Origin of the sequence: Aquisalimonas sp. 2447 (genome assembly GCF_012044895.1) — a bacterium.
Taxonomy (GTDB): Bacteria; Pseudomonadota; Gammaproteobacteria; order Nitrococcales; family Aquisalimonadaceae; genus Aquisalimonas.
Window position 1 is genome coordinate 1,550,914 of the sequence record NZ_CP050695.1, and the last position, 21,251, is coordinate 1,572,164.

The window sequence follows — 21,251 nt, forward strand, 5'->3', positions numbered from 1 at the left end:
GGCGCATAGAAATCGCCTTCCTTGCGACGCCATTTGTCGCTCGTCTAACTCACCATTCAAAGTCCAGTAAGCGATTCGGTTACTCCGGGTGGGACATATGAGTGTAAACACGGGGCGTGTCGAGGAGAGATTGCGTGCGGCCTTAGTATCAGAATCCGAGGGACTCCTCCCGGTCTTCCAGAGAGCCTTGGAAGAGGGGATGGCCAGTGGTGCGCCATTCATCAAGGCCATTGGATCCGGCACCGGTCTGGGGAAGACGTACTGGGCGCTGGTGTTCGCAGCCCTTCGACTTGCGCGCGCCAAAGATCGTGGTGAGTCGCTTATGGTGATCTACGCAGCGCCGAACCGGAATCAGATCGATGCGAGTAACAACCTCGATGAGGAGCAGAACAAAACGATCCGCCTCCTCCGCGAGGTTGGTGGCATACCGGTGGTCCGGGTGGTCGCCGATGGCGAGCTTAATGATCCCCGTGGCCCTGGGAGTCTCTATCAACTCCTCCAGGACAAGACTGGGTTGCTCGGTGCCGCTGAAAGGCTCCTGAACAGGCATGGTCACCCCAAGTGCGGTGTCGGCAATAACTGCCCGGTAAAGCGTTTGAGGGACGTGCGAGCCTTGCAGAAAGGCATTAGGGGGAGACTAACGGCATGGCGGGCGCAAGTTGATCAGAATGGTGAACAGGAGTTTCGGGACTTTCTAGAGCGACAACTCAAGGAGTACGGGGATAGGCAGCTCAAACAGCTCCGACGCGTTCTGCTTGCGCTGATGGATGTCCCGTTGATCGAGAGCGAATTGAGTTCCAAGCATCCGGAGGCCTGGAGCGAACTGGTCCAGGCATTGGTGCCCTGGAGCGCGGTTCAACGCTCCGCACCGGAGAATCCCGCTGGCCTGGTCATGATGACGACAGCCAAACTGCTTACCCGCCAGCAAATCCTCTACAGAACACAGGAACAGCTCTACAGCTATCGCTCATTGCCAATGGCCGATCTCACTCATGGGCTGCAGCAGGGCACAGGAGAGAGCGTGACCGGGCTGCAGGAGGACACAGCGTTTCTCTATCTGATTGACGAGGCCGACGAGTCGAAGGCGCGGTTCGAAAATGAACTCTTGGGGGATCTCGTGGATCTGGGCCCCGTCACCCAGGCTGCCGGCGTTCTTCACCGCGAAGGTGGGCGCATCCTGTCTGGTTCCAAGGCGATGGTCGAGAAGCTGGAGGCAGCCCTTCACAGTGGGAACCGGGCCGAAATTGAAGGGTTGTTGGGTAGCGTCGCGTCGAATGAATGGATCCAGCAGTACCTGGCTCTCCGACACCGGCGGCAGAAGATCTACGAGGAGATGGAGGCCTTCAGGAAGAAGGAGGACTTCTCGGTACCGGAGTCTGCATTCCGGAAGAGCACGGAGGACTGCCTCACCCGTCGGTACATGACGGTTGCTCGGCATGACGAAGCCATCCAGGCGCTTGGAGATGACGGCCTTTTCACCGCCGGGACTGCGGGATTCCTCAACGGCCATCGCGTGGAACACCTTTCCATTGCCGGCCACATCGTCGAGCAAATGCTGATCCGTCGGGCCGGTGCAGAGCGTCAAGGGGACCAGAACCTTCGTGAGTGGTATGAACTGCTCCTGGAGATGATCTTTGTCCTGAAGCATCTGGCCGATGACAAGGGATCGTTCGGACTGATTCGTCAGCCTTTCTATGATCGCGCCAACGAGCAGAAGGACACGCCACCTGTTCGACGCTTTTTGAACGAGTTAGCGAAGCAGAGATTCAGCGACCTGGTGGAACGTCGAACAGAGTTCAGGCCAGACGATCCGGTGGATATCGACGTCGGTTTCAGAGCGCCCCACATCGCTTTCGCACTGATTCGCTCCTACTTCAGTGACTACGAGGCGGACCATGCCTATCAAGTCGTTTCGACCGTGATGCCCTACCGCACCACGTCGCCGGAGCATTATCTGGAGCGGCTCATCTCGGCGGATGCTCACTGGCATTTGCCACGCGATCCTATGGAGGGAGGGCAGGATAGCCGCCAAGTGACGAACGGTGCTTTTCTGATTAGCGCGACGGGTGCATTTGAGAATGCAGACATCGGGGCGTTCTCGGCCCGTTACCTGCGGGAGTCCCGGTTCGTCCATTACATGGGAATGACGGGCGAAGATGTCGCTGATACCGAGTGTTCGCAAGCGCGGAGGAGGGAGCGACGGGGCGGGTACCAGGCATGCGTCGGTTCCTTTGGTGAAAGACTGGACTGTTCAGGAGACCACTGGTCACTCGATCTTGGCAGCCGCACGAATCGCTACAAACGCAAAGAGGCAGAGCATGTCATGGCGATCACCCGAGCCATGTCGGGGGGGCTGGCTGTCGACGATGCGGCAGAGGGCGCACGGGAGCTTGTTGGCTCAGGACTCAAGGACTCGGAAGCCCGTACTGCACTTGCGTTCGTCCAGACAACGCGTGAGATCAGGTGGGCTCTGAGGCAACAGTCTGCAACGCTTGGCGACGAAGCGAGGGTAGAAGACCTCGCCGAATCGCGCCTCTTCTTGTTGAAGGCGGCTAGAGGTTACGAGAACGTCCTTCTGGTGCTGTACACGGCCGAACTGGATAACGTTCTCCGTCGGCTGGATGACTCTGCCCGCGATTACATCAAGAAGGCCATTGGGGTGCCTGCCGGGAGGCGCAAGGCTCTGCGCCTCGATTCTATCCAGGATTTCCTCGCCACAGACCTCGGCTGCAAGGTGTTGATCGCCAGTGCATACCCGTCGGCGGGTCGCGGCCTCAATCTGAAAGTGAACAGTCACTTGTCGTCCGAGCATCACTGCGATATCGATACCGTCGCTTTGCTCATGTCTCCCTATTACTCGTCCGTCTACGGAGACGCTGGTTCGGTATTCGACGTTCTGAAGAGGCGACCCGAAGACCGGAACAAGCGGGCGGCGGCCAGGCTCGGACAACGGATGACGAATGCGCTACGCGTGTTGGGATGGGCATCTCTGGACAACGAGGCCAGAGCGCTGCGGAACAGGGATATCTCGTTGAATGCAGCCGACATCGTAGAGGGAGCAAGGGCCTATCTGCGCCGCCAACACCTGATGCTGCTCGCGGCGACCATTATTCAGGCTATCGGCCGCAATGAGAGAACCATCTATCCGCAGAGCCAGTACGTATTGCTCCAGGCGGAAGTCTTCTCTGATCTTCTTCGGGCCCAGCCCCTTCTTTTCGACGGTGCAGGACCGGATCTGGGCAAGGCTGCGTCGCTGAATACCCAAGCCGCGCTTGGCTATGTTCGGGAACAGTGGTCCCGGGTAGTCGAAGTGCATCGTCTCGGTTCGGATGAATATCAGCAGCGTGACGCAGAGCAAACACGGGCGTTGGTCGCGTATCGTCGAACGAAGCAGCAACTCCTGCGAGGGCTCGAGGAAGTCAGGAACGGATCGATTGACGACGACGAAGCCGAGCGCCTGATCGCGCAATGGGAAGCTTTCCGGCACCCGGACTGGCTGTTTGACCCCACCAGGCATCGGAAGCGCATGCTTGATGCCGGTCTGCCTGAGGAGTTCGTGAATGCCCTCTGGATGAGAGCGCCAGCCGATGGGCGCAAATGCTCCCTGACTGCCAGCCCTTCGGGAGACGGGCATGTGGTGGAGTGGGACTGTGAAGCCGCGGCGGAATCAGGTCCGCCGCGTTTGTACGACCCGCCGAACGACGAACTCTTCGATTTCCGATTGCCGGTCTCCCTGCGTGACCCGCTCCTTGCCGAAGAGGGTCACGCTGAGGCTCGGAAAAAGCTCGATGGCGTTCAATTGTCTGATAGACCGCACCGGACGGGACCAGAGTTCTGGACATGGCCCCATCTGCGCGCTGACAGGCAAGGTGTTTGGGGCGAGTTTGCCGCCGATCTCTGGATTGCTGAGATGGCTGACGATCTGGTGCCCATGGAGAGCCCGCGCCCCCTCTACGAGTTGTTTGATCGCTATTACACCTACGATGACGAAGTCGTGGTTGCCGTGGATGCGAAGCACTACGGCGTCTTCAGCGACCGGAAGAACCGCGAGAAAGTACTCGAGCAAGCGCAGGACCGGACTGAGCAAGTCAGGGAGTGGGCGCGCAGGAGTGGATACAAGGACGCCATCGCAGTTTATCTGAACACTCGACCCGTTGACTCACAGGACACGGTGGAGCCGTTGACGGGCGTTCATGGTGTCGTGCGTTTGTCCGCCTTTCACAAAATCGACATTACGGATCCGTCATACGAGTGGATCGAAGACCAGGCCGAACAAGTCGAGTGGAAGATAAGGCCCGGCGAACTCGGGTATGGCCTTTTCACTGATCGTCTACTGTCCAGTCAGGGTGCCGCCCGGGCCCTGCTTGGGGGAATACGGGAGGTTGCAGGGTGACACTTCAGGCGCTACCGGAACCAAGCCCTTACCGCTCACGCACCAATCAGATCCAGCTTCCGGTTCACGACGACGAGGGCCGGCTGGATGCCGGGCGATTGCTTGCATTACTGCGCAGCCTCGCCGCCTACGTCCGTGCGTGCGAGGGAGCAAGCGCAACGCTGGGATACGTGACTCTGGTCGACGAGAGTGACGCCCCACGTGATGGAGGAAGGGGAGATGCTGCAGGCCACCAACTGGCCGCGCGCCGGTTCGCCAGAGTGCTTTCGGATAGCTGGCAAGCTGGAGATAAGAATGCAGGAAAGATGAACTTTTTAGGCTCCGTCGTCCGCGAAAAGGTCCCGGGTGAGCGGGCGCGCTATCGCTATCTCGCCTATGGGCTGTTCGGACCGCACCTAAGCGGCAGCACGGACGGTCACACCGCACTGGCTGCGCGAACGCTAACACCACTTGATGACGACATGTTGCGCAAGGCGGCCGAAAGCGCGGCTGAGCATCCCGAGAGCCTGGGCTACAAGCGGAACTGGCCGCTGATTCTTGTCGATCTCGCGTTCCGCGCCCACATGAAGCGAGTGCAGGATGAGCACTGGGGCGAACCCGAAGGCTTGGAGGCGATCTTTTCCCGGGAGCTCATGTTCACTCGCCCGCAACTCTCGATGGCGAAGTACCTGCGTGGTTTCCTGGTTCAGCCTTTGCTGAACAAGTTCGGCATCCTCTCGCTGCAAACGAAGTGGAAGGCGTACGCCCGGCCGACCCAGCGCGAGTGTGCTGCGGAGATCGGGCAGGATCACGGATGGCACATGCACGCCCTCCACTTAGGTCTGGGGCGCGAACTGGACGGGCGGATGTTGAGGAGTGTTCGTCCGCCCTTCATGCGGTACAGCAAACCTGCCGGCACGTTCCCCGATGGAGAGCGTCCGCCGGAAGAGGTAGAGAAGCTGCTCGCCTCGGAGATGGTTTTCCAGAACCTCGCCCAGGACCGCATGGAGGCCTGCCTGCGGGCCGCCGGTATCTTGGCTCAGCCTGTGGTGTTCGACCCTCAGTGGACCACCGAGAAACCGGTCCAGGAGCCGGTGGGGTCAGATGTCGGGCCGGAGCGCATCTACCTGAGCTTTTCCCCTGAGATGCCTCCGGACGTCCGGGATCTGGCCCAGGCAAGGATCCAAGAACACCTGTCGTCGGGCGTTTTTCGCTTTGAGCGGTGCGATGCATCGGCCATCAAGTGTCGGGAGATCACGCCGGTACTCTTTATCAGTCGCAGCCTGCCGCGATCCAAGAAGGGGCCGCAGGCCGAGACCCACAGTAGCATCGTAGCGTATCCGCAGACCGGCGAGCCGCAGGTTCTGGAAACGTTCTTCAAGGCTTTGGAACTCAAAGAACGGGCGCCGGCGACACGCTTCGACCCGTACACAGAGATCCGACTTCGGCTTTACCGAGGAGATTTCAGCGACTGGCAGGCCTACCAGAATATCGATCTCGACTCCCTGGGGATCTCCCTTGAAGAGGGTGACCGGCCTGAGGACGCTTCGGTGCCATATGTGATTTCCAGGGCGTACGACGAACTTTGCATGAAGTACCAATTGGACTCGGGGCGTCTGCAGTGGGAGATCAATGCTCCGGAAGAACTGGATGGCGAATACGTGGGTTTGCTGGCCCGGAGCCCCAAGTCTGTTCCTGTCCGTGCGGGGGCAGTCAGAGTTTCTCTCGAGGATCAGGTTCTCAGTATAGAAAGTCCGGTCGTTAGTTGCTGCGGCGCAAACGGGACACGGTGGCGCTGGAAAAACAATGCTGCACTGCTGGAAGTCCTGCAGGAGCTGAAAGTCCAAACCGGCGAGACATTGTCAGTGGCTCTCGGGGCACTGGAGCGCCATCTGAGCGCATCTTCGGACTCTGCAGGCAAGGATCCGCGCCCGTGCAGTCCTGTATTCAACGAGCAGTTCCTGCTTCTCGACCTCCATCGCCTGCATCTGCTGAAGGTTACTGCAGGTGCCGCCGAGTATGTGCCGAAACTATTGGGCCAGACGGAAGCCGGAGCCGATTACCCTGGGCTGGCGCGCAGGGACCATGACGCGAAGATCGGACTGGCCAGGAGCTTTACGCGCTCGAGCCGGAAGGAGCCGAAAACATTGGTGCCGCACATGAGGATGAGCCAGAGTCACCCGATCGCAATGGAGGTCCTGCCCGCCTTCGCGCGCGTCGCGTATTACATCCAGGAGTCTGGGAGCGGGAAGTTCACCCGCAACTTGGCTCTGCGAGACATGGTCGTTCATGACCTGGGGACCGATGGGCGTGGCACCAGGGCCCTCGAGCATCCCCATGAGAGCAACGTTTTGCGGACTCACCTCATGTCATTGACCAGCGACCGACTGAAGCGGGGCCAGACCAGCCGAATGAGCATGGTAGAAAAAATGCTGAGGCTCTTGTTGGTCAACTGAGGAGTACGGAGTGTGAGGTTACCGTGCCAGTGGTCTCATTCGTAGGTCGTTTGGCATGGAGGGGCGGGGAGAGTTCAGGTCTCCCCGCCCGCTTTCTGATTCATTCTGGCCTAACGCACTAACGGGTTGGTTTGGGAAGGTAAGCCGACAAGACAGCCCTCACGGCCGGTTCGCATGTCTTGGTGTTCGTGTAGATCAGAGCCCTTGTTGTCTGACGCTCGACAATGCCGTGCCGACCGGCGACCTCCCAGGCATCCGCGAGAGCCCGAGCGAGCCGGTACTTCCTCGACAGCGCCGTTTTATAGACATGCTTGGGGTAGAGGAGATTCGCAAGCTTCGGTGTGCGCACGCCTGCCACGTAGACCCGGTGGTTGTACTGGCTGTTCCCATTCCGAACAACAGCGGGTTGGAAGCCGAGTTCGTGTTCGACGAACTGCCGGAACTGTTCGACCAGCTCCTTTGACCCGGAGATACCTAGCTCCCACCCGCTGAGCGGGAAAATGGTGCGTGGGTCGCGCTTGATGTGGCCGTCGCCATCACAGACTCCTCGCCAGAAATCCGCTTCAACGCCCTTGGGGATGCTAGGGAGTGAGGCGTTACCTCGCCCTCCTTCTCGTTCCATGAACCCCAGGCTGATCAGCCTCTTGGCGAGGTGGTGACTGTAGATGCTCAATGACCTTCCCCGGTAGCGACGCCCGTTCGACAAGGTCGTTTTGTTCCAGTGGATCGGCGCATCACTTCCAAGCACATGTTTGATGAGCTCGAGGATTTCCTCGTCCCTCTCGTTGACGACGACGCGGATGCCTTCGGGCGGGCGCCCGTCTCGGGACAAGACGCGGCCGTCAGCCCACAGGAAGCCCAACAAGTACGCGACCAACGGGTCTTTCAAATCATCAAGGGCATCGTGGTTCACGGCGTAAAGACGATGAGGGTCTCCGGCATTCGGCGTCTTTTCACCGCAGGAGCGAGTTGGCAGATCGAGGCGGTTGAATTCCTGCGACAGATAGCTCTGGGTGAAGCCGCAGACCTCCTGCAGCCTGTGGTAAGACAGCCGCTGCTCAATGTAGAGGGTGTGAACAAGCTTCAGGAGTCTGGTGCGGAGCCGCTTGCAGGGTGAGCCCCGGCGACCTTTCAGGGATGTCCAGGCCTCGGCGATGTCGGCGAGACAAGAAGTCAGCCTTTGCTCCTTGAAAGTACGATCAGTGGCCTCCCAATATTCGAGCACCCTTTGAAGCTGTCCCATCTCCCTGTCGTAGAGCGACTTCCGTCGCTTGCGCGACGGTGCTGCGGAGTGAATGTCCGAGCGAGTGCCTTGTTCCTGCGCCGGTGTGGGCAGATTCGACACATCGCACTTGGCCGGTTGTTGATTGCTGGTCTCGACGTTGTTCATCACGGTGATCCTCTCTCGGCTGATACAGTTGGCTTACGAAACGGCCTGGAGAAAAACTATGTGTCCTCCTAGAGATCACATTGTCACACAGAATGACCTTCTACAAGTCATTATGTGTGATTTAGCGCACATTTTGGTCGCTTAGAGGAGAAGGCGAGAGAATGGTTAAGTGCCATCTATCCCGACTGATGGGTGAGAAGAAGATGAAAATCACTGATGTGGCTCGGGCGACGGGTGTGAACCGCGGCACGATCACACGCCTTTATCACGAGACGGCGGTCAGGGTTGAACTCGATACCATTGACCGGCTTTGTCAGCTTCTCGACTGCGAGGTAGGTGATCTACTTGAACATGTAGGGGAATGAAGAGCGGACTTCCCTCGGCACCGTTGACACTCCGGCGCCATGGTTAGCCCGCGCATGCGGGGGTTAGGTTCTAGGCGGGTGTTCACGCGTGAACACTCGTGCGGAACGCTTTGTTCCCCTTGACCGATGTTCGTCTATTTCCTTCTTCGCAGTCAGGGGTGTCGGTTCCGTCAGCACAGCGTGTTGCCGATCGCTTCGCCACCCGGTGCCTTCCCTGCGGCAATCTGCAACGGCGATGAATGGCTGGTGGCGACACCATGGTCGAGCCCGTTCTCAGGCATTCCACAATCTCCTGATTATTCCGCCAGGTTCACGGCTTCCCTGTAGAACCTTTCAACTAACGCGACATGCTCGGGCTCCAGGCGCTCCATCACCGCCTCACGGATCCACTCCGGCACCCCGAAACGCGCCTCGGCAATCCCTCCGGCAATACAGGCCAGGGTGTCAGTGTCCGCGTCGAGTCCGATGCACACCTGCATGACTTCCTCGAACGAGCCTGCATCGCATGCAATGCGGATCGCCGGCGGCACCGTTCCCTGACAGATCTCGTTGTACCAGCCTGTGCGCGGGTGATTAGCTGGTTGCAGACAACGGCCGCGCAGACCTGCCAGGTCTGCGGCAGCCAGGACGAGGGCATTGCTTCGCCCGATGGCCAGAGCCCGTTGCCGCTCTGTAACGGGTGTATCAGTCGTAGCGGGCAGCCGCCTGTCGCAGCGTCGTTGCAATGGTCTCACGCAGAGACTGCGGGCTGATCACTTCCACCTGGTCGCCGAGGCCGAGCAGCCACCAGCGCACCTGGGCAGTGTCGGCCACGGTCGCGGTGAGCCGGACGCGTCCGTCTGCCGTGTCCTCCATGACCTGATCCTGGCTCAACGGTGTCTCGCGCAAGTGGAACGCGGTCTCTGGGTCCAGTAAAAGCTCCAACGTGAGCGGCCCATCGCTCAGCTTGAAGTTAAGACCTCCATCATCGACATAGTGCGCCAGATCGAAGCCTTCTGGTCGCCGAGCGCGGGTCTCCAGCGACTCCGCCGCGAGCAGGCGGTGGAGGGCGAGCTGAAGCACATCGTCGTAGTCGTACAGCGTGCAGACGAGATAGACCACACCGTCGCGGAACACGACGCCGAGCGGGTTCACCACGTAGTCCTTCACGGCCCCGTCATGGCGGCGGTGATAGCGGGCCTGAAACTGTCGATCATTGAACAGCGCATCGTAGACGGTGGTGAAGACCTCGGGATCAACCGTGGGCGGGATCAGGGCCTGCCCGCGGGTGATAGCCTGGACCTTGTCCGGCCAGGCGCGCACCGGGCTCGAGGTGTCTGCAAGCACCTGCTCGGCGCGGCGGAAGTAGGGTGAGAGCGCCTGGAGCGTAGCCGGTGCCATGAGGGGGCCGGCGAAGTGTTCGGCAAGTTTGAACGCGAGCGCCGTTTGCGGCTCCATGCCGGGGATGTCGAACTGCGCGGCATCCCGGTCCCAGTACCAGCCATGTGGCCGCGAGCGATCATCCACGGCCAGGCCGAAGAGCTGCCCCGAGAGTTCCTGAAGATCACGCTGGATGGTGCGCTCGGTGGTGGGATAGCCCTGCTCGCGCAGGCGCTCGTGCAGCGCACTCACTGTCGTGCGGCGTGGATGACGGGGGATGTGGCGGAGCATGGTCCATTGGCGTAGCAGGGTATCCGACATGGTGTGTCCGGCTCTGTTGTTGTTGTGGTTCGCGCCCGCGGCTTGGCTGTCGTGGTCAGGAACAGTACGCCCCGGCAGCGCGCAGATCCTCCAGACGCTTCGGGCCGATGCCGTCCACTGCCTGGAGTGCAGAGAGATTTTCCACGGGGCGAAGAGCAACGACCGCCTGGGCCCGCTCCGGTCCGAGATGCGGCAGCGTCTGGAGTTCCTCCAGTGTGGCCGTGTTGAGATCAATGCTATCGGAGACAGTTTGCGTTTCCGGCGCCGGGGCGGCCGGTGCCGGCGAGGTCTCCGGCTCGGCTTCGACTTCCTGCAGTCGCACTCCGGCAAAGTCGGCGAAGACCTCCAGCAATTCCTCCTGCAGCACCGTGCGTGGCCCGTCCTCCAAGGCCAAGTCATCGGCCTGCAGGAGCACCTCGGCGAGTTCGTCCGCGGGTAGGGCACTCAGGTGTCGGGCGAGTACGGCAACAACCGTGTGTGGGCTGAGTGGGTGTTCTCTTCCGCCGTCGCCGCGGGCCGCCTCCAGGCTTGAGGCTGTCGGGTCCAGTTCCTGGAGTGCGGGCGCAAGCGCAGGGAAGCAGGCATTCTCCGCAGACAACTGCTCGCGCAATGCGGCCGCGATCTCCGGGGCTGTTCGCCCGCGCCCCCAGCCCAAGTAGGCCAGGAGCCACCCCGCCCGGTGCGCCTCGACACTCCACCGTTGGATCGGCGGCCGGAAGGTGAGATCGGTATCCGGCAGCGTCTGCTCAAGACGCCGGTTGCGACGACGGCGCTGGAAGACGTGCCAGGCATAGGGCGCCGCCACGATCAGCCGGTAAGCCATCCCGCCCACGGCGAGGAGCAGCCGGACGGCGCCGATGAGGATGGCGACGACCAACTGGATTGCAGCCACGGCGGCGGCGAAGAGCATGTAGACGACCTGGACCTGTGCTGCCGTCTTGCCGCGCACCTGGACGCCGGCGAGCTTGGCCGATGAGCGGTTGGGCCGGATCCAGTTGAACGAGCCAAGCCTGTTGCGCGTTGAGACCGTCGCCCCGGTCTTCGACAGGTTCAGGCGAAACGGCCCCGAGCGGTAGCGCCCGCGCAGGATGAAGCGGCCGTTCTGGAATGCCACCTGGGTGTTGTTGAGGGGTGTGGTCGAGAGACGAAACCCGCGTGAGGTGTTGGCAGTGACGTTCACGCCGGCGGCCTTGGTTTGGGCCCGCAGGGCAATCCCACCGGTGCGACTGGCTCGCAGGTAGCGCCCACGATGCTCGATCCGGCGCTGTTTCCCGTAGGCGTCCTTCTTGCCGAGGTTGAGAAAACCCATGAATGCTCCGGCTGTGCCCGCCACCTAATGTGCCATGGGACTCCGCGTTAGGCGACAGCAGATGTCGGAATCTTCCGGCATCGGCCATCTTTGCTTTTCCCCTATTTCTAAACCGCGAAATTGTCGAGGCACCCTAGTTACTTCAACGAGTCGGCAACCTCAAGATACCTACAAAACGCATTAGCAAGCATAATTTGACGTGGCGTCTTGCAGTCCGCCTCAAACGCGTGAGGGGAAGCTACAAGTATCGCGAGACACTTTGCCCTTGATATTGCGACGTTGAAGCGGTTCGCGCTGTAGAGGAACTCCGTGCCGCGGGGGGCATCGCTGTAACTGGAGGTTGCCATTGAGTAGATCGCGACTGGGGCTTCCTGACCTTGGAACTTGTCCACGGTGCCGACGTTGGCACCTGAGATGCGGTCTCGAATCTCGAAGACCTGAGCGTTGTAGGGCGTGATGATGAGAATGTCGTCCAGCGTTAGTGGTTTTTCGTGGCCGTTCCTGTCCGTCCAGCGCGGCTGACCATCGAGGAGGTCAGCAATTAGCCGTTTTATTGCCTCCGCTTCTTCGATGGAGGAGTTCTGATTCCCCTCATGGGGCACGGGCAAGTAGCGGAGTCCGCTTCCCTGGACGTTGCCGCTCGCGTGAATAGCTTGCTGTGCACAGTCCTCGTGGGCTATCAGCTTATTATTGTAGAAGAGTTCGGAGCTGAATCCGCAGATCTCTGGGTGCATCCGCCAACTCTTCTCCAGGAAGACCCCTTGGTCTTCGGGTATCGTTTGATGTTCGGCAAGAATGTGCTCCAGCGCCGAAGCATCCGTCCCGTCTGGGTGTGAGCCCTGTATCGGCTGATCAAGCTGTTGCGGGTCGCCAAGCAGGATCAGCGTTTGCGCGCTTTGCGCGACCGCTAGCACATTCGCCAATGACATTTGCGCGGCTTCATCAATGACGAGCACGTCAAGAGTTTCAAAACCTTCCGGGCGAGACCACACGAAGCTAGTGGCGCCAGCGACTTGGCACCGTCCACTGACGACCTCTCGGAAAAACGGCTCGTTATTCGTGAAGAAGCTAATTTGCTCGTGCTCGGTTTGTCGTTGGTTCACCTTTAGAGCATAAGAGAGGTCAACTGCACTCTCGGCTGCAGCCTCTATTACTTTCTCTAGTAAGTTCCTGATCACCTTGTGACTATTGGCGGTAATGCCGATCGTCTTTCCCTGTTCAGCAAGCCGACAAATCATGCGTGCGCCGGTGAACGACTTGCCAGTACCGGGTGGTCCTTGGATTGGATACACGCCGCCATCCAACAAGTCAGTGGCGCGTAAACCGGCGTCCAATGCTGCCTCGTTGGCTTGACGGATTGGTTGTTCCTGAATCGGCGGGGGCTCTCGTAGTAATAGTGCCCGCGCCGCCTGGTACGCACCGTCGCCTTCGATACCATGTTCTGCGACGTACTCACCGAGGCGGAAAAGGGCGTCGGCTTGTTGTTGAGTTGGGAAGTCCTCGTAGGTGTAGATGGCCTCAGGGTCGATGTCGGCGGTAGCCCGCTTTTTCTGGATATCGATAGTCTGCCTTGCAGTGGATACGGCAACTGCTTGACCGACGTGCTCACCACGAACTTCGTAAAGCGGTTCATTGCCGCGCAGATCCGTTTCCTGAACTGGAAACTCATACCGATGGATCGGGATCCCGGTGTTGCTCTGGCCGACAGTGTCAATGAACCTGAGCTGCGCGAGCGCGGCCCGTTCATCGACGAGTTCGTCCGCACTCAGACTACGAAGACGGAAATACTCCCATAAGGAAGCTTTTTTCTCGCGATGGTGCCATCCGAGTACGTGCGCGAGGATCCAGCGTGCATGTTGCGTCTCGGTCCTGGCCTCCGGTTCGGCCGGCACATCATTTGTAAGCCGCTCGATGAGCGCCTGGACTCGTTCTTCCTGTTCTGTCAGTTGTTCACTCGCTTCATTCCCTAGTTTCGGGCGGGGCAGGTCAATGCCCTGTCCAAGCAACTCGACGCGTCGTTGCTCAAGCCAGTCGCGCAGTGCCGCGGTCGACGCGCAGTCGTCCGCGTTATAGGCCTGGACCGTTGCTCGGTCCGCGTCGCTGATGGACCGCCCATCGCCAAGTTCCAGAGCCGCCTGTACGCTGGCGAGGGCGTTGTTCGCGTCAGCAAGATCTGTTTCGCGGGAGTACCCGTAGAGCGACTCCAGCTTCTTGATGGAATAGCTCTCAACGCCCACGCGCACCCCGTTTCGCACCGCGCTGTACAGATCGACGAATGATCGGGCACGCAGGAGGTCGTCGAGTTCGCGTTCGCGGGTTGCATAGCGCCCCATCAACCGCTTCAGCGCGCCAGGCTCGTAGGGCGCGAAGTGGTAGACGTGAAGGTCTGGATGTTCCTGGCGACGCGCTGTCAAAAAATCAATGAACCGCTCGAAGATGGTTTTCTCACTCTCGCGATCGGTCGCCCACTCAGCAACGTATACCCAGGAGCCGTCATGCTCGCGGTACTGGTACCCGAAGAGGTACTCGAGCCCATGCTCACCGGCGAAGGGGTCTCCCTCGATATCGAAAAACACGTCGCCATCGGAGGGCTCGGGAAGTAGGCAAAGCCCGGTTTCCGGTTCTATCGCGAGCAACTCGTATAGAATTCGCCCCGCTTGTTCCGACTCAATTTGGATCCGTGCCTGCTCGCGTGCCTTCTCATAAGAGGTGGTCGAGCCACGTTTTGGCTTCCATGGCATCGGGGTTGGCATTTGGGCGAGATCGGTGCGTGTTGCGATCCCTTTCGCTGACAGTTCCTTTATCTGCGTTTGGGTGATGCCGGCGACAAGGCATAAGTGATCATCGTCCCGGCGTTGCTGCTCGCAGTGCTCCTGCCAGCGACAAACGTCGCAGTGTTCTTTCGGAGCCGGGTAGGTGTCGGGTGTCTCTGGCCTGGTCGCAAACTTTTCTGTGGTCTGCTTCACGCGTCTGTAGTAGGCAGAGTACTCCGAGACTCGGAATGCCTCGGGCTGGAAATCGCTCCAGGGCGGTACGACATACACGTACTCGGGGGCAACGCCCTGCATCTGCGCCAGCAGGTCGGCATAAAGGCAAAGTTGGAGCACGGTGCCTGCCTTGGTCTCGCGCGCGAGCTTGGTGTCGTAGATTTCGTAAGACCACCCACCGAGGACGCTTGGTTTCTCCACGCGTTGCAGCACATCGGCGCGGCCTGCCCAACGGTCGCCATGTAGCGCAGCTTGGGTAATGACATCCCGCCCCTGCCGCATCTGCTCGAGCGTGTCCGCCACGGCGTCGCGCGTAACATCGACGCCTTCGATCTCTGCGACAGAGAGTCCGTGCTCGCGTAAGTGCTCAACGAAAGCCGTCTCGTGCCGGCGCCCACGCTCACGAAGGATCTCCAGGAGGGGATCCCACCGGTGGGGTGGCGATAGGCTGCCTGAGGCAACGCTGAGGTCCAGAGTGGTCAGGTGGTCGCAGTTAACGTGGCCCACCAGATCGGATGCGCTAAGGGTGATCGAACCGTTGGAAATTTGCATGGCGCACACGGTATCGGCGGGTCGGCTGAGTGTCTACTCCAGGGCGTTCCGCCGCTTCCTCTCCGGTGCACTCGGCTTTTTTCACTCGGCTGAAACGACCATCGGGGTGGAATCGTCCGGGTGGATACAAGAAAAGGTCACGCGGGATATTTGCGTTCTCCTGCAGCGGATCGCAGCGCCGCATTACCCGCAGCAGGGCAGGGTTGGCAAATCGCCCTGGACGGCGTGGTCGGACAGCGAAGTGGAGGGTGAAGCTGTGATGGGTCCTGCACGGGGTGGCGATGGCGAGCAGGAGGCCGGCCAGGGGTGCCGGCCGGCCAAGCAATCACTGCAGATGGGCCGATCAGGTCAACTGATCCCCGCGAACGCGGTGTAGATCCCGGGCGATGTCCGCCGCAATCGGGTGCGTGTAGCGCATCAGCATGCGCATGTCGGCGTGACCGGAAACCGCCATGGTCTGCCGGATATCCAGGCCGTCGCCCATCAGGTGGGTGATGGCGTGGTGACGGAGATCGTGCAGGCGAAGATCCGCGAGCACATGGGGGCTCGGTTTGAGGCCTTCGGCTTTGCACTCGAGTTCGTAGATGGCCCGGGCGCGCTGGACCGCCCGACGCCACGCAGTCTTCAGCGCCTGGTAGTCGTGGCCGTTGAACACCGGCCCGAACCCTTCCGCTGGCGGCGCCATGGCGTGCAGGGCGTTGAGCGAGGCGGGCGGGAGTGGCACCGAGCGCGAGCGCCGGGACTTCGTTCTGCGGATGCGCGCGACGTGTTCGGTCCAGTCGATGTCTTCCCAGCGCAGCGAGAGGGTCTCCGAGGCGCGCAGCCCCACATCGAGGCAGATCTCGAAGGCGTGTAACGGCCAGGCGGTCCGCGGCGGGCGGAGTCCATCGGGAAGCGTGGCTTCCGGGTCCAGCGAGCGGCGTAGGAGCGAGGCTTCCTGCCGGCTGAGAATCCGGGAGCGCTCGGACTCCTCGTCTTCTCTCGGCAGCTCCAGGCCCGCCGTCGTGGAGAACGGATTGTAGGGGAGGTCGGTGAAGCCCCACAGCTCGGTGCGGGCCTTGTTCACGGCGCGCGCCACGAGTCCGACCTGTTTTTTGACGGTCCCGGGGCGGCGGCCGCTACGGTTGAGGGCTTCGACCCAGCGCTGGACGTCGACGACGCGGATCTCACCGAGCAGGAAGTCACGCAGGGGGTGGCCGCCTTTGTCTGCGTCCTTGAGCCAGGTCCGGATCTGGCTTTGCTCCTGCGCCTCGCCGCGGTGCTTGGGGCACTCGTACTCGCTGTAGACCTCGAGCAGCTCACCGAGGGTGATGGTATAGCTCGGCGACTGGGGTGCCTCAGTGTGCGCGCCTTTGTCGATCGCCACTTCGGTCTCGCGCGCCCAGCGCTCGGCGTCCTTGCGCCGAGCGAACGTGCGGCTCATCGGCGCGGCGTCGGCCCGCCGAATGCGCACTCGAATCTTCTTTCCCTTCCGCTCGAACGTTGCCATAGCGACTCGAACTCCGTCGTATGGCCAGAAGGATGCGTGAAGGTGGCAGGACAAGGAATGTCGTACTGTCCCCAAACTGTCCCCGGTGGGGTCCCAGACGAAAAAAGGGCTTACGGGATTCCCGTAAGCCCTTGATCTGTCTGGTAGGCGCGAGTGGACTCGAACCACCGACCCCCACCATGTCAAGGTGGTGCTCTAACCAGCTGAGCTACGCGCCTGTCGTGATTCAGGCCAGCATTCTACAGCCTCCGGACAGCCTGTCAACGACAAGTTATCCCTTTGAAATAATTGGTTTTTCCCTGCACTCCCCAAACGCTTGGCCGAGCCCAGACCCACCTGCGTCGTTCGGTTGCCACCATAGCACTCCACGGGGCCAGCGATCCTGAGCCCAAACTGAGCCCATATTGAGACCAACGCCGTCATGGCGTCAGGCGAACTGTTCTGGTTCGGTGAGTACCACCGGATCTTGGGCCCACTGCCTAAGGAAACGCTGATTTATTCGCCTGCTGCCGTTCCGCGTGCAGGCCTGAGTTGAGATACTAAGCCCTGGTGCACAGCAGCGAGTCCGAGACCGATGCAGCGAAGCTTCTCTGATCTTGAGTACGCCGGGAAGAAGAAGGTCACCCGCCGGGAGCGATTCCTCAACGGCATCGACGCCGTCGTACCGTGGGCGGCGCTGGTTGCCGAGCTCGAAGCCTTCTACCCGAAGGGCGGCAAGCGCGGTCGACCGCCGATTGGCCTGGAGCGGATGCTGCGGATGTACATCGCGCAGCAGTGCTTCGGGCTCTCGGACGAAGGCATCGAGGACGCCATCTACGACAGCCAGGCGATCCGGCAGTTTGTTGGTATCGACCTGGCCCGAGAGGACGCCCCGGATGCGACCACGCTGCTCAAGTTCCGGCGTCTGTTGGAGCGCCACGGGCTCACCCGCACCATCTTCGAAGCCATCAACGCGCACCTTGCCGAACAGGGCCTGATGCTGCGCGAGGGCACCATTGTTGATGCCACGCTGATTGCCGCGCCGCCATCGACGAAGAACCGGGACAGCGCCCGGGATCCGGAGATGCACCAGACCAAGAAGGGCAACCAGTACTACTTTGGCATGAAGGCGCATGTGGGCAGCGATGCCCACACTGGTCTCGTTCACTCGTTGAAGAGCACGGCGGCCAACGTGGCCGACGTCACCCAGACGCATCACCTGCTCCACGGTGATGAAGCCGATGTCTTCGGCGACTCGGGCTACCAGGGCGCGGACAAGCGCGCCGAGACCGTGGGCACTGAGGTTGACTGGCACATTGCCATGAAGCGCGGTCAGCGCCGAGCACTCACCACCAGCAGTCTCGACCGGCTGCGGGACGCCACTGAGCAGGCCAAGGCGAAAGTACGGGCGCGTGGCGAGCATGCTTTCCATGTGGTCAAGAACCTCTTCGGGCATCGCAAGGTGCGCTATCGCGGCATTGCCAAGAACGAAGCGCAGCTCTTTGCGCTGTTCGGTCTTGCGAATCTGGTGCTCGCGCAGCGACGAATGCCGGCGCTCCAAGGGAGGACTCCGTCCTGAGGGCGGAAATCGAGGCGGGAAGACCGCCTCGATAGGTGAAATCAGGCCGAAATGGCCTCGGTTCCGGCCGATATCCGTCTTCGGCAACCAGTTTTGGGCGCTGAGAAGGCATTAGATCAGCGCTTCCCTAGTTCTTGCGTTCATTGTTCGTCATTCCTGTCTGTTGACTGCTTGACGCGTCACCGACCCCGTTGCTGTGTAGGGCATGCAACGCGAGCCTCGGTGATCACAGATCTGCAAATGGTCTATTTGGAGGAAAGAGAACGACTCGGCGGACCGCGAGCAAGCGGCAGATAGTATTTCGAATCAACAGTACCAGGATGATCGGAGCTTGAGATCCCAAGCTCGACGGGGGTGGGAGAGTTCGTGACAGAATCAACGGGCCCGTCAGACGCAGAGCTCGTACACCACGGGCAGCGGGAATCGTGATCCTCGTCGTGCGCGTGATCGCGATCGTCGAGGGCGACCATGACTGTCTTGGTGCCATCGGCCGTGCACAGCGTCTGCTCAATGACCGTCGCGGGTTCGGACGAATGCACACACGTCAGCGGGAAGAGCCCGAGGACGACAATCAGCAGAGCATGGAGCGATGGCCGAGCATGCCTCATGGTGTTCGAGCTTAGACCAACTTCTGTTTCGATGAAACGCTCGCGGCGGCCTTCTGCCCCTTTGGCAACGAGGATCCACCAGCGGCTCGTCCGGCAAGCAGCAGCTCGATGATCCGTATGCGGCGCTGGGTGTTTCCGCGTCGGCAAGCGATGCCCAGGTCAAGCGGGCCTATCGTCGCCTGCGGAAAGACGCGGCCGGTCCTTGGTGCCGCAAGACTTTTGTATTAGTTTTGTAACCATACTGCATCGGTGAAGGGAAGATCGTGTGCCGATTGGCTGCCTATACAGGAGAGCTGTTGAGCTTGGAGCAGTTTCTGCTCACAGCCTGATCCATCAGGCGCACGCGCCGCAGGAGACTCTCTCGGCAACAGTCAACGCTGACGGGATCGGCTTTGGCTGGTATCCGGACGACAAGCAACCCGCCGTGTACCGGAGCCTGTTGCCGGCGTGGGCAGATCCCAATCTCGGGAGTCTTGGGCGGTCCCTGCAGAGTCGCACCTGGTTGGGAAACGTGCGCAGTGTGACGGATCCACTGTCCAGTGGTTACGCAAACACCCAGCCTTTCAGTGGAGACGGCCGCTGCGTGGGCAGATGCACGACTGCCGCACGAGTTCGAGTGGGAAGCGGCCGCTGATCTTGGGCTGCTACAGAACATCGGGTATGTATGGGAGTGGTGTTCCAACGCGCTCTCCCCGTATCCCGGCTTTCAAGCCTTTCCCTATGATCGCTACTCCACGCCGTGGTTCGACGATCACCACTTGGTTCTGCGCGGAGGCAGCCTCTATACCGATCCTGGATTGCGACGCAACTCGTTCCGTAACTTCTTTGAACCCCACGTCCGGCACCATTTCGGCGGGCTGCGGCTCGCGTTTGATCGGTGTTGACGTCCGCTTGGAGACCTCGCGTACATGACAGAAAAGATCACGCGCAGGGAATCGGTGTGGTCGTATCCTCGGCATCTCCCAAGATGATCCCAGCGTCGCCACTCGCGTTTTTCAGGGTATCTACCGGAAAGCGCAGATCCTGACCCATTTTCCGGAAATCGGGTACCGCTACGAATCCCCCTTCATGGCGACGACTCCGGTAGTATTGGGGCGCGCTCAACAGGGAGAGAGGCATGAGGCATTGGCGGAGCATCTTGCTCGCCGGTCTACTGTTCGTCGGCGTCGGGTTGGCGCTCTGGCAGCCCGTGTCACTGCAGACACTGGTGGAGTTCGGCGATGAATATGCCCGCAAGCCCTGGGCCATGGCGGGAAGTGTCGCGTTGCTGGCGGTATTCTTTGCCCTCGCACTCCCCGGCAGTCTGGTGTTCTGGCTGATTGCCCCGTTCCATCCGCCCTGGGTGGCCGTGCCCATGCTCCTGGCCGGTAGCCTGCCCGGTTGTCTGGGTGCGTATGGCGTTGCCTCCATGCTGGGCCATCGTCTGCGTGACGCCCGCCGTACCGCCGGAGTGTTGCGGTTCATGCGCAGGCGCACCGATGTACTCTCCCAGTGCGCGCTACGCGTGCTGCCCGGGTTTCCCCACGCGGTGGTGAACTACGCCGCGGGCATCCTGCGCGTGGGACTGCCCGGCTTCATTGCCGCCGTTGTCATCGGCCTCGGGATCAAGTGGGGGCTTTACTCCACCGCCGTCCATGGCGCCGTCGAAGCTGCCCGCGAGGGCGAGGGGATCGGTGCCGGAACCATGGTGCTCATGGGTGTCATCGCGACACTGATGGTCGGTGCGGCATGGTTACGGCGGCGCCTCGCCCTGTCGGATTGAGGCGAGGGCATCAGCCGGGCTGGGCCTTCGTTACCCGGTATGTGCACATCTTGCAGGTGTTGCCTTCTTCCAGCTGGTATGGGGTATCGTAAAAACTTACCAGCTCCCAGGCGCCAGCCACCTCGAGCTCGAGCATTTTCGCGCGATAGCCGTACTCTTCGTAGGCACCTTCACGAACAGTGAACACGATCATGCCTCCCGGGCGGGTCACGCGAATCAGTTCGGCGAATGCCTCGCCGGTGATGTGGCCGTAGGTGAAGGTGCCCGTGCAGACCACTGCGTCGTAGGTGTCGTCGGCCATGGGCAGGGGCTGCGTCATGTCGGCCTGCAGCAGCGCGCGGTAGATCTGCTTGGCCTGTGCCTGGTCCAGCATGTCCTGGGAGTAGTCCAGCCCATCAACGGTCTGGTAGCCGAGCTTCACCAGTTCCTCACCCACCAGGCCCGTCCCGCTACCCGCATCGAGGATGATCGCGTCGTGGTTGCCGCCCAGGGCCTGATCCAGCGCCTTGGCGCTGGTGACGTGGGCCACATAGCCGAAACGGTCCACCAGGTCGCTGTCATATTCGCTTGCCCATGCCTGGTAGGCCTGCATCAGCTGCTCGTGGTCATCCGCCGTATAGACCTTGTTGAGAATCTCGGTTTTGGTGATGTCCTGATCGGTCATGGTGCTCCGGTCCGGGTGGCTTGCGACTGGACCTCACTATACCAATGCCCCAGCTGCCC

Annotated in this window: 14 protein-coding genes, 1 tRNA gene and 1 pseudogene; 8 read left to right on the forward strand and 8 right to left on the reverse strand. The window is 60.9% G+C overall.

Features of this window, described 5'->3' with window-relative positions; genetic code table 11:
- Positions 1–199: 199 nt before the first annotated feature.
- On the forward strand, positions 200–4,393 hold the full coding sequence (locus KU884_RS07320) for a hypothetical protein (protein ID WP_167782043.1): 4,194 nt from the start codon (positions 200–202) through the stop codon (positions 4,391–4,393).
- Positions 4,390–6,828: a hypothetical protein gene (locus KU884_RS07325; protein ID WP_167782044.1), complete on the forward strand. Its 2,439-nt coding sequence runs from the start codon at positions 4,390–4,392 to the stop codon at positions 6,826–6,828. Before KU884_RS07320 ends, KU884_RS07325 begins: the two co-directional genes overlap by 4 nt.
- Positions 6,829–6,946: 118 nt before the next feature.
- On the opposite strand, the gene KU884_RS07330 is transcribed toward KU884_RS07325, so the two are convergent.
- Positions 6,947–8,218: a hypothetical protein gene (locus tag KU884_RS07330; protein ID WP_167782045.1), complete on the reverse strand. Its 1,272-nt coding sequence runs from the start codon at positions 8,216–8,218 to the stop codon at positions 6,947–6,949.
- Between the two features lie 161 nt (positions 8,219–8,379).
- On the opposite strand from KU884_RS07330, the gene KU884_RS07335 reads away from it, so the two are divergent.
- Positions 8,380–8,583, forward strand: coding sequence for a helix-turn-helix transcriptional regulator (locus KU884_RS07335; protein WP_167782046.1), 204 nt, complete (start codon positions 8,380–8,382; stop codon positions 8,581–8,583).
- A gap of 296 nt (positions 8,584–8,879) precedes the next feature.
- Here the strand turns inward: KU884_RS07335 and KU884_RS19275 are convergent, their stop codons facing one another.
- The 4 genes from KU884_RS19275 to KU884_RS07355 all read right to left on the reverse strand — a co-directional run bounded on the left by KU884_RS19275 (position 8,880) and on the right by KU884_RS07355 (position 15,111).
- Positions 8,880–9,317, reverse strand: a complete 438-nt coding sequence (locus KU884_RS19275; protein ID WP_371807952.1) for an ADP-ribosylglycohydrolase family protein — start codon at positions 9,315–9,317, stop codon at positions 8,880–8,882.
- Positions 9,268–10,263, reverse strand: a complete 996-nt coding sequence (locus KU884_RS07345; protein WP_167782048.1) for a YafY family protein — start codon at positions 10,261–10,263, stop codon at positions 9,268–9,270. Before KU884_RS07345 ends, KU884_RS19275 begins: the two co-directional genes overlap by 50 nt.
- Before the next feature lie 55 nt (positions 10,264–10,318).
- Positions 10,319–11,572 (reverse strand): helix-hairpin-helix domain-containing protein, encoded by a 1,254-nt coding sequence (locus KU884_RS07350; RefSeq protein ID WP_167782049.1) that lies wholly within the window; start codon positions 11,570–11,572, stop codon positions 10,319–10,321.
- 137 nt (positions 11,573–11,709) lie between these two features.
- Positions 11,710–15,111: a TM0106 family RecB-like putative nuclease gene (locus tag KU884_RS07355; protein WP_167782050.1), complete on the reverse strand. Its 3,402-nt coding sequence runs from the start codon at positions 15,109–15,111 to the stop codon at positions 11,710–11,712.
- On the opposite strand from KU884_RS07355, the gene KU884_RS07360 reads away from it, so the two are divergent.
- The gene (locus tag KU884_RS07360; protein WP_167782051.1) at positions 15,086–15,487 is read left to right on the forward strand and encodes a hypothetical protein; all 402 of its coding nucleotides are present in this window, start codon (positions 15,086–15,088) and stop codon (positions 15,485–15,487) included. The two genes, KU884_RS07355 and KU884_RS07360, sit on opposite strands and share 26 nt — an antisense overlap.
- Here KU884_RS07360 and KU884_RS07365 read toward each other — a convergent pair.
- Together KU884_RS07365 and KU884_RS07370 are read right to left on the reverse strand one after the other, a co-directional pair.
- Entirely contained in the window at positions 15,455–16,564 is a 1,110-nt protein-coding gene (locus KU884_RS07365; RefSeq protein WP_167782052.1) for a site-specific integrase, read from the reverse strand. The two genes, KU884_RS07360 and KU884_RS07365, sit on opposite strands and share 33 nt — an antisense overlap.
- A gap of 177 nt (positions 16,565–16,741) precedes the next feature.
- Positions 16,742–16,818: transfer RNA gene (locus KU884_RS07370), tRNA-Val, on the reverse strand.
- Positions 16,819–17,174: 356 nt separating this feature from the next.
- On the opposite strand from KU884_RS07370, the gene KU884_RS07375 reads away from it, so the two are divergent.
- The 4 genes and pseudogenes from KU884_RS07375 to KU884_RS07390 all read left to right on the forward strand — a co-directional run bounded on the left by KU884_RS07375 (position 17,175) and on the right by KU884_RS07390 (position 20,528).
- Positions 17,175–18,158 (forward strand): IS5 family transposase, encoded by a 984-nt coding sequence (locus KU884_RS07375; protein ID WP_167781994.1) that lies wholly within the window; start codon positions 17,175–17,177, stop codon positions 18,156–18,158.
- A 425-nt stretch (positions 18,159–18,583) separates the two neighbouring features.
- On the forward strand, positions 18,584–18,781 hold the full coding sequence (locus tag KU884_RS07380) for a hypothetical protein (protein ID WP_217351439.1): 198 nt from the start codon (positions 18,584–18,586) through the stop codon (positions 18,779–18,781).
- A 563-nt stretch (positions 18,782–19,344) separates the two neighbouring features.
- A pseudogene (locus KU884_RS07385) lies at positions 19,345–19,650 on the forward strand (SUMF1/EgtB/PvdO family nonheme iron enzyme); the annotation flags it as partial.
- 233 nt (positions 19,651–19,883) lie between these two features.
- Complete coding sequence (locus KU884_RS07390; protein WP_167782053.1) at positions 19,884–20,528, forward strand: TVP38/TMEM64 family protein; 645 nt, start codon at positions 19,884–19,886, stop codon at positions 20,526–20,528.
- A gap of 10 nt (positions 20,529–20,538) precedes the next feature.
- On the opposite strand, the gene KU884_RS07395 is transcribed toward KU884_RS07390, so the two are convergent.
- Positions 20,539–21,192, reverse strand: a complete 654-nt coding sequence (locus KU884_RS07395; protein ID WP_167782054.1) for a class I SAM-dependent methyltransferase — start codon at positions 21,190–21,192, stop codon at positions 20,539–20,541.
- Positions 21,193–21,251 lie beyond the last annotated feature (59 nt).

Bases quoted from the DNA above. Each gene is read 5' to 3' on its own strand.
- KU884_RS07395 (WP_167782054.1), bottom strand. From the start codon at position 21,192: ATGACCGATCAGGACATCACCAAAACCGAGATTCTCAACAAGGTCTAT.
- KU884_RS07335 (WP_167782046.1), top strand. From the start codon at position 8,380: ATGGTTAAGTGCCATCTATCCCGACTGATGGGTGAGAAGAAGATGAAA.
- KU884_RS07390 (WP_167782053.1), top strand. From the start codon at position 19,884: ATGAGGCATTGGCGGAGCATCTTGCTCGCCGGTCTACTGTTCGTCGGC.
- KU884_RS07350 (WP_167782049.1), bottom strand. From the start codon at position 11,572: ATGGGTTTTCTCAACCTCGGCAAGAAGGACGCCTACGGGAAACAGCGC.
- KU884_RS07375 (WP_167781994.1), top strand. From the start codon at position 17,175: ATGCAGCGAAGCTTCTCTGATCTTGAGTACGCCGGGAAGAAGAAGGTC.
- KU884_RS07320 (WP_167782043.1), top strand. From the start codon at position 200: ATGGCCAGTGGTGCGCCATTCATCAAGGCCATTGGATCCGGCACCGGT.
- KU884_RS07345 (WP_167782048.1), bottom strand. From the start codon at position 10,263: ATGTCGGATACCCTGCTACGCCAATGGACCATGCTCCGCCACATCCCC.
- KU884_RS07355 (WP_167782050.1), bottom strand. From the start codon at position 15,111: ATGCAAATTTCCAACGGTTCGATCACCCTTAGCGCATCCGATCTGGTG.
- KU884_RS07330 (WP_167782045.1), bottom strand. From the start codon at position 8,218: ATGAACAACGTCGAGACCAGCAATCAACAACCGGCCAAGTGCGATGTG.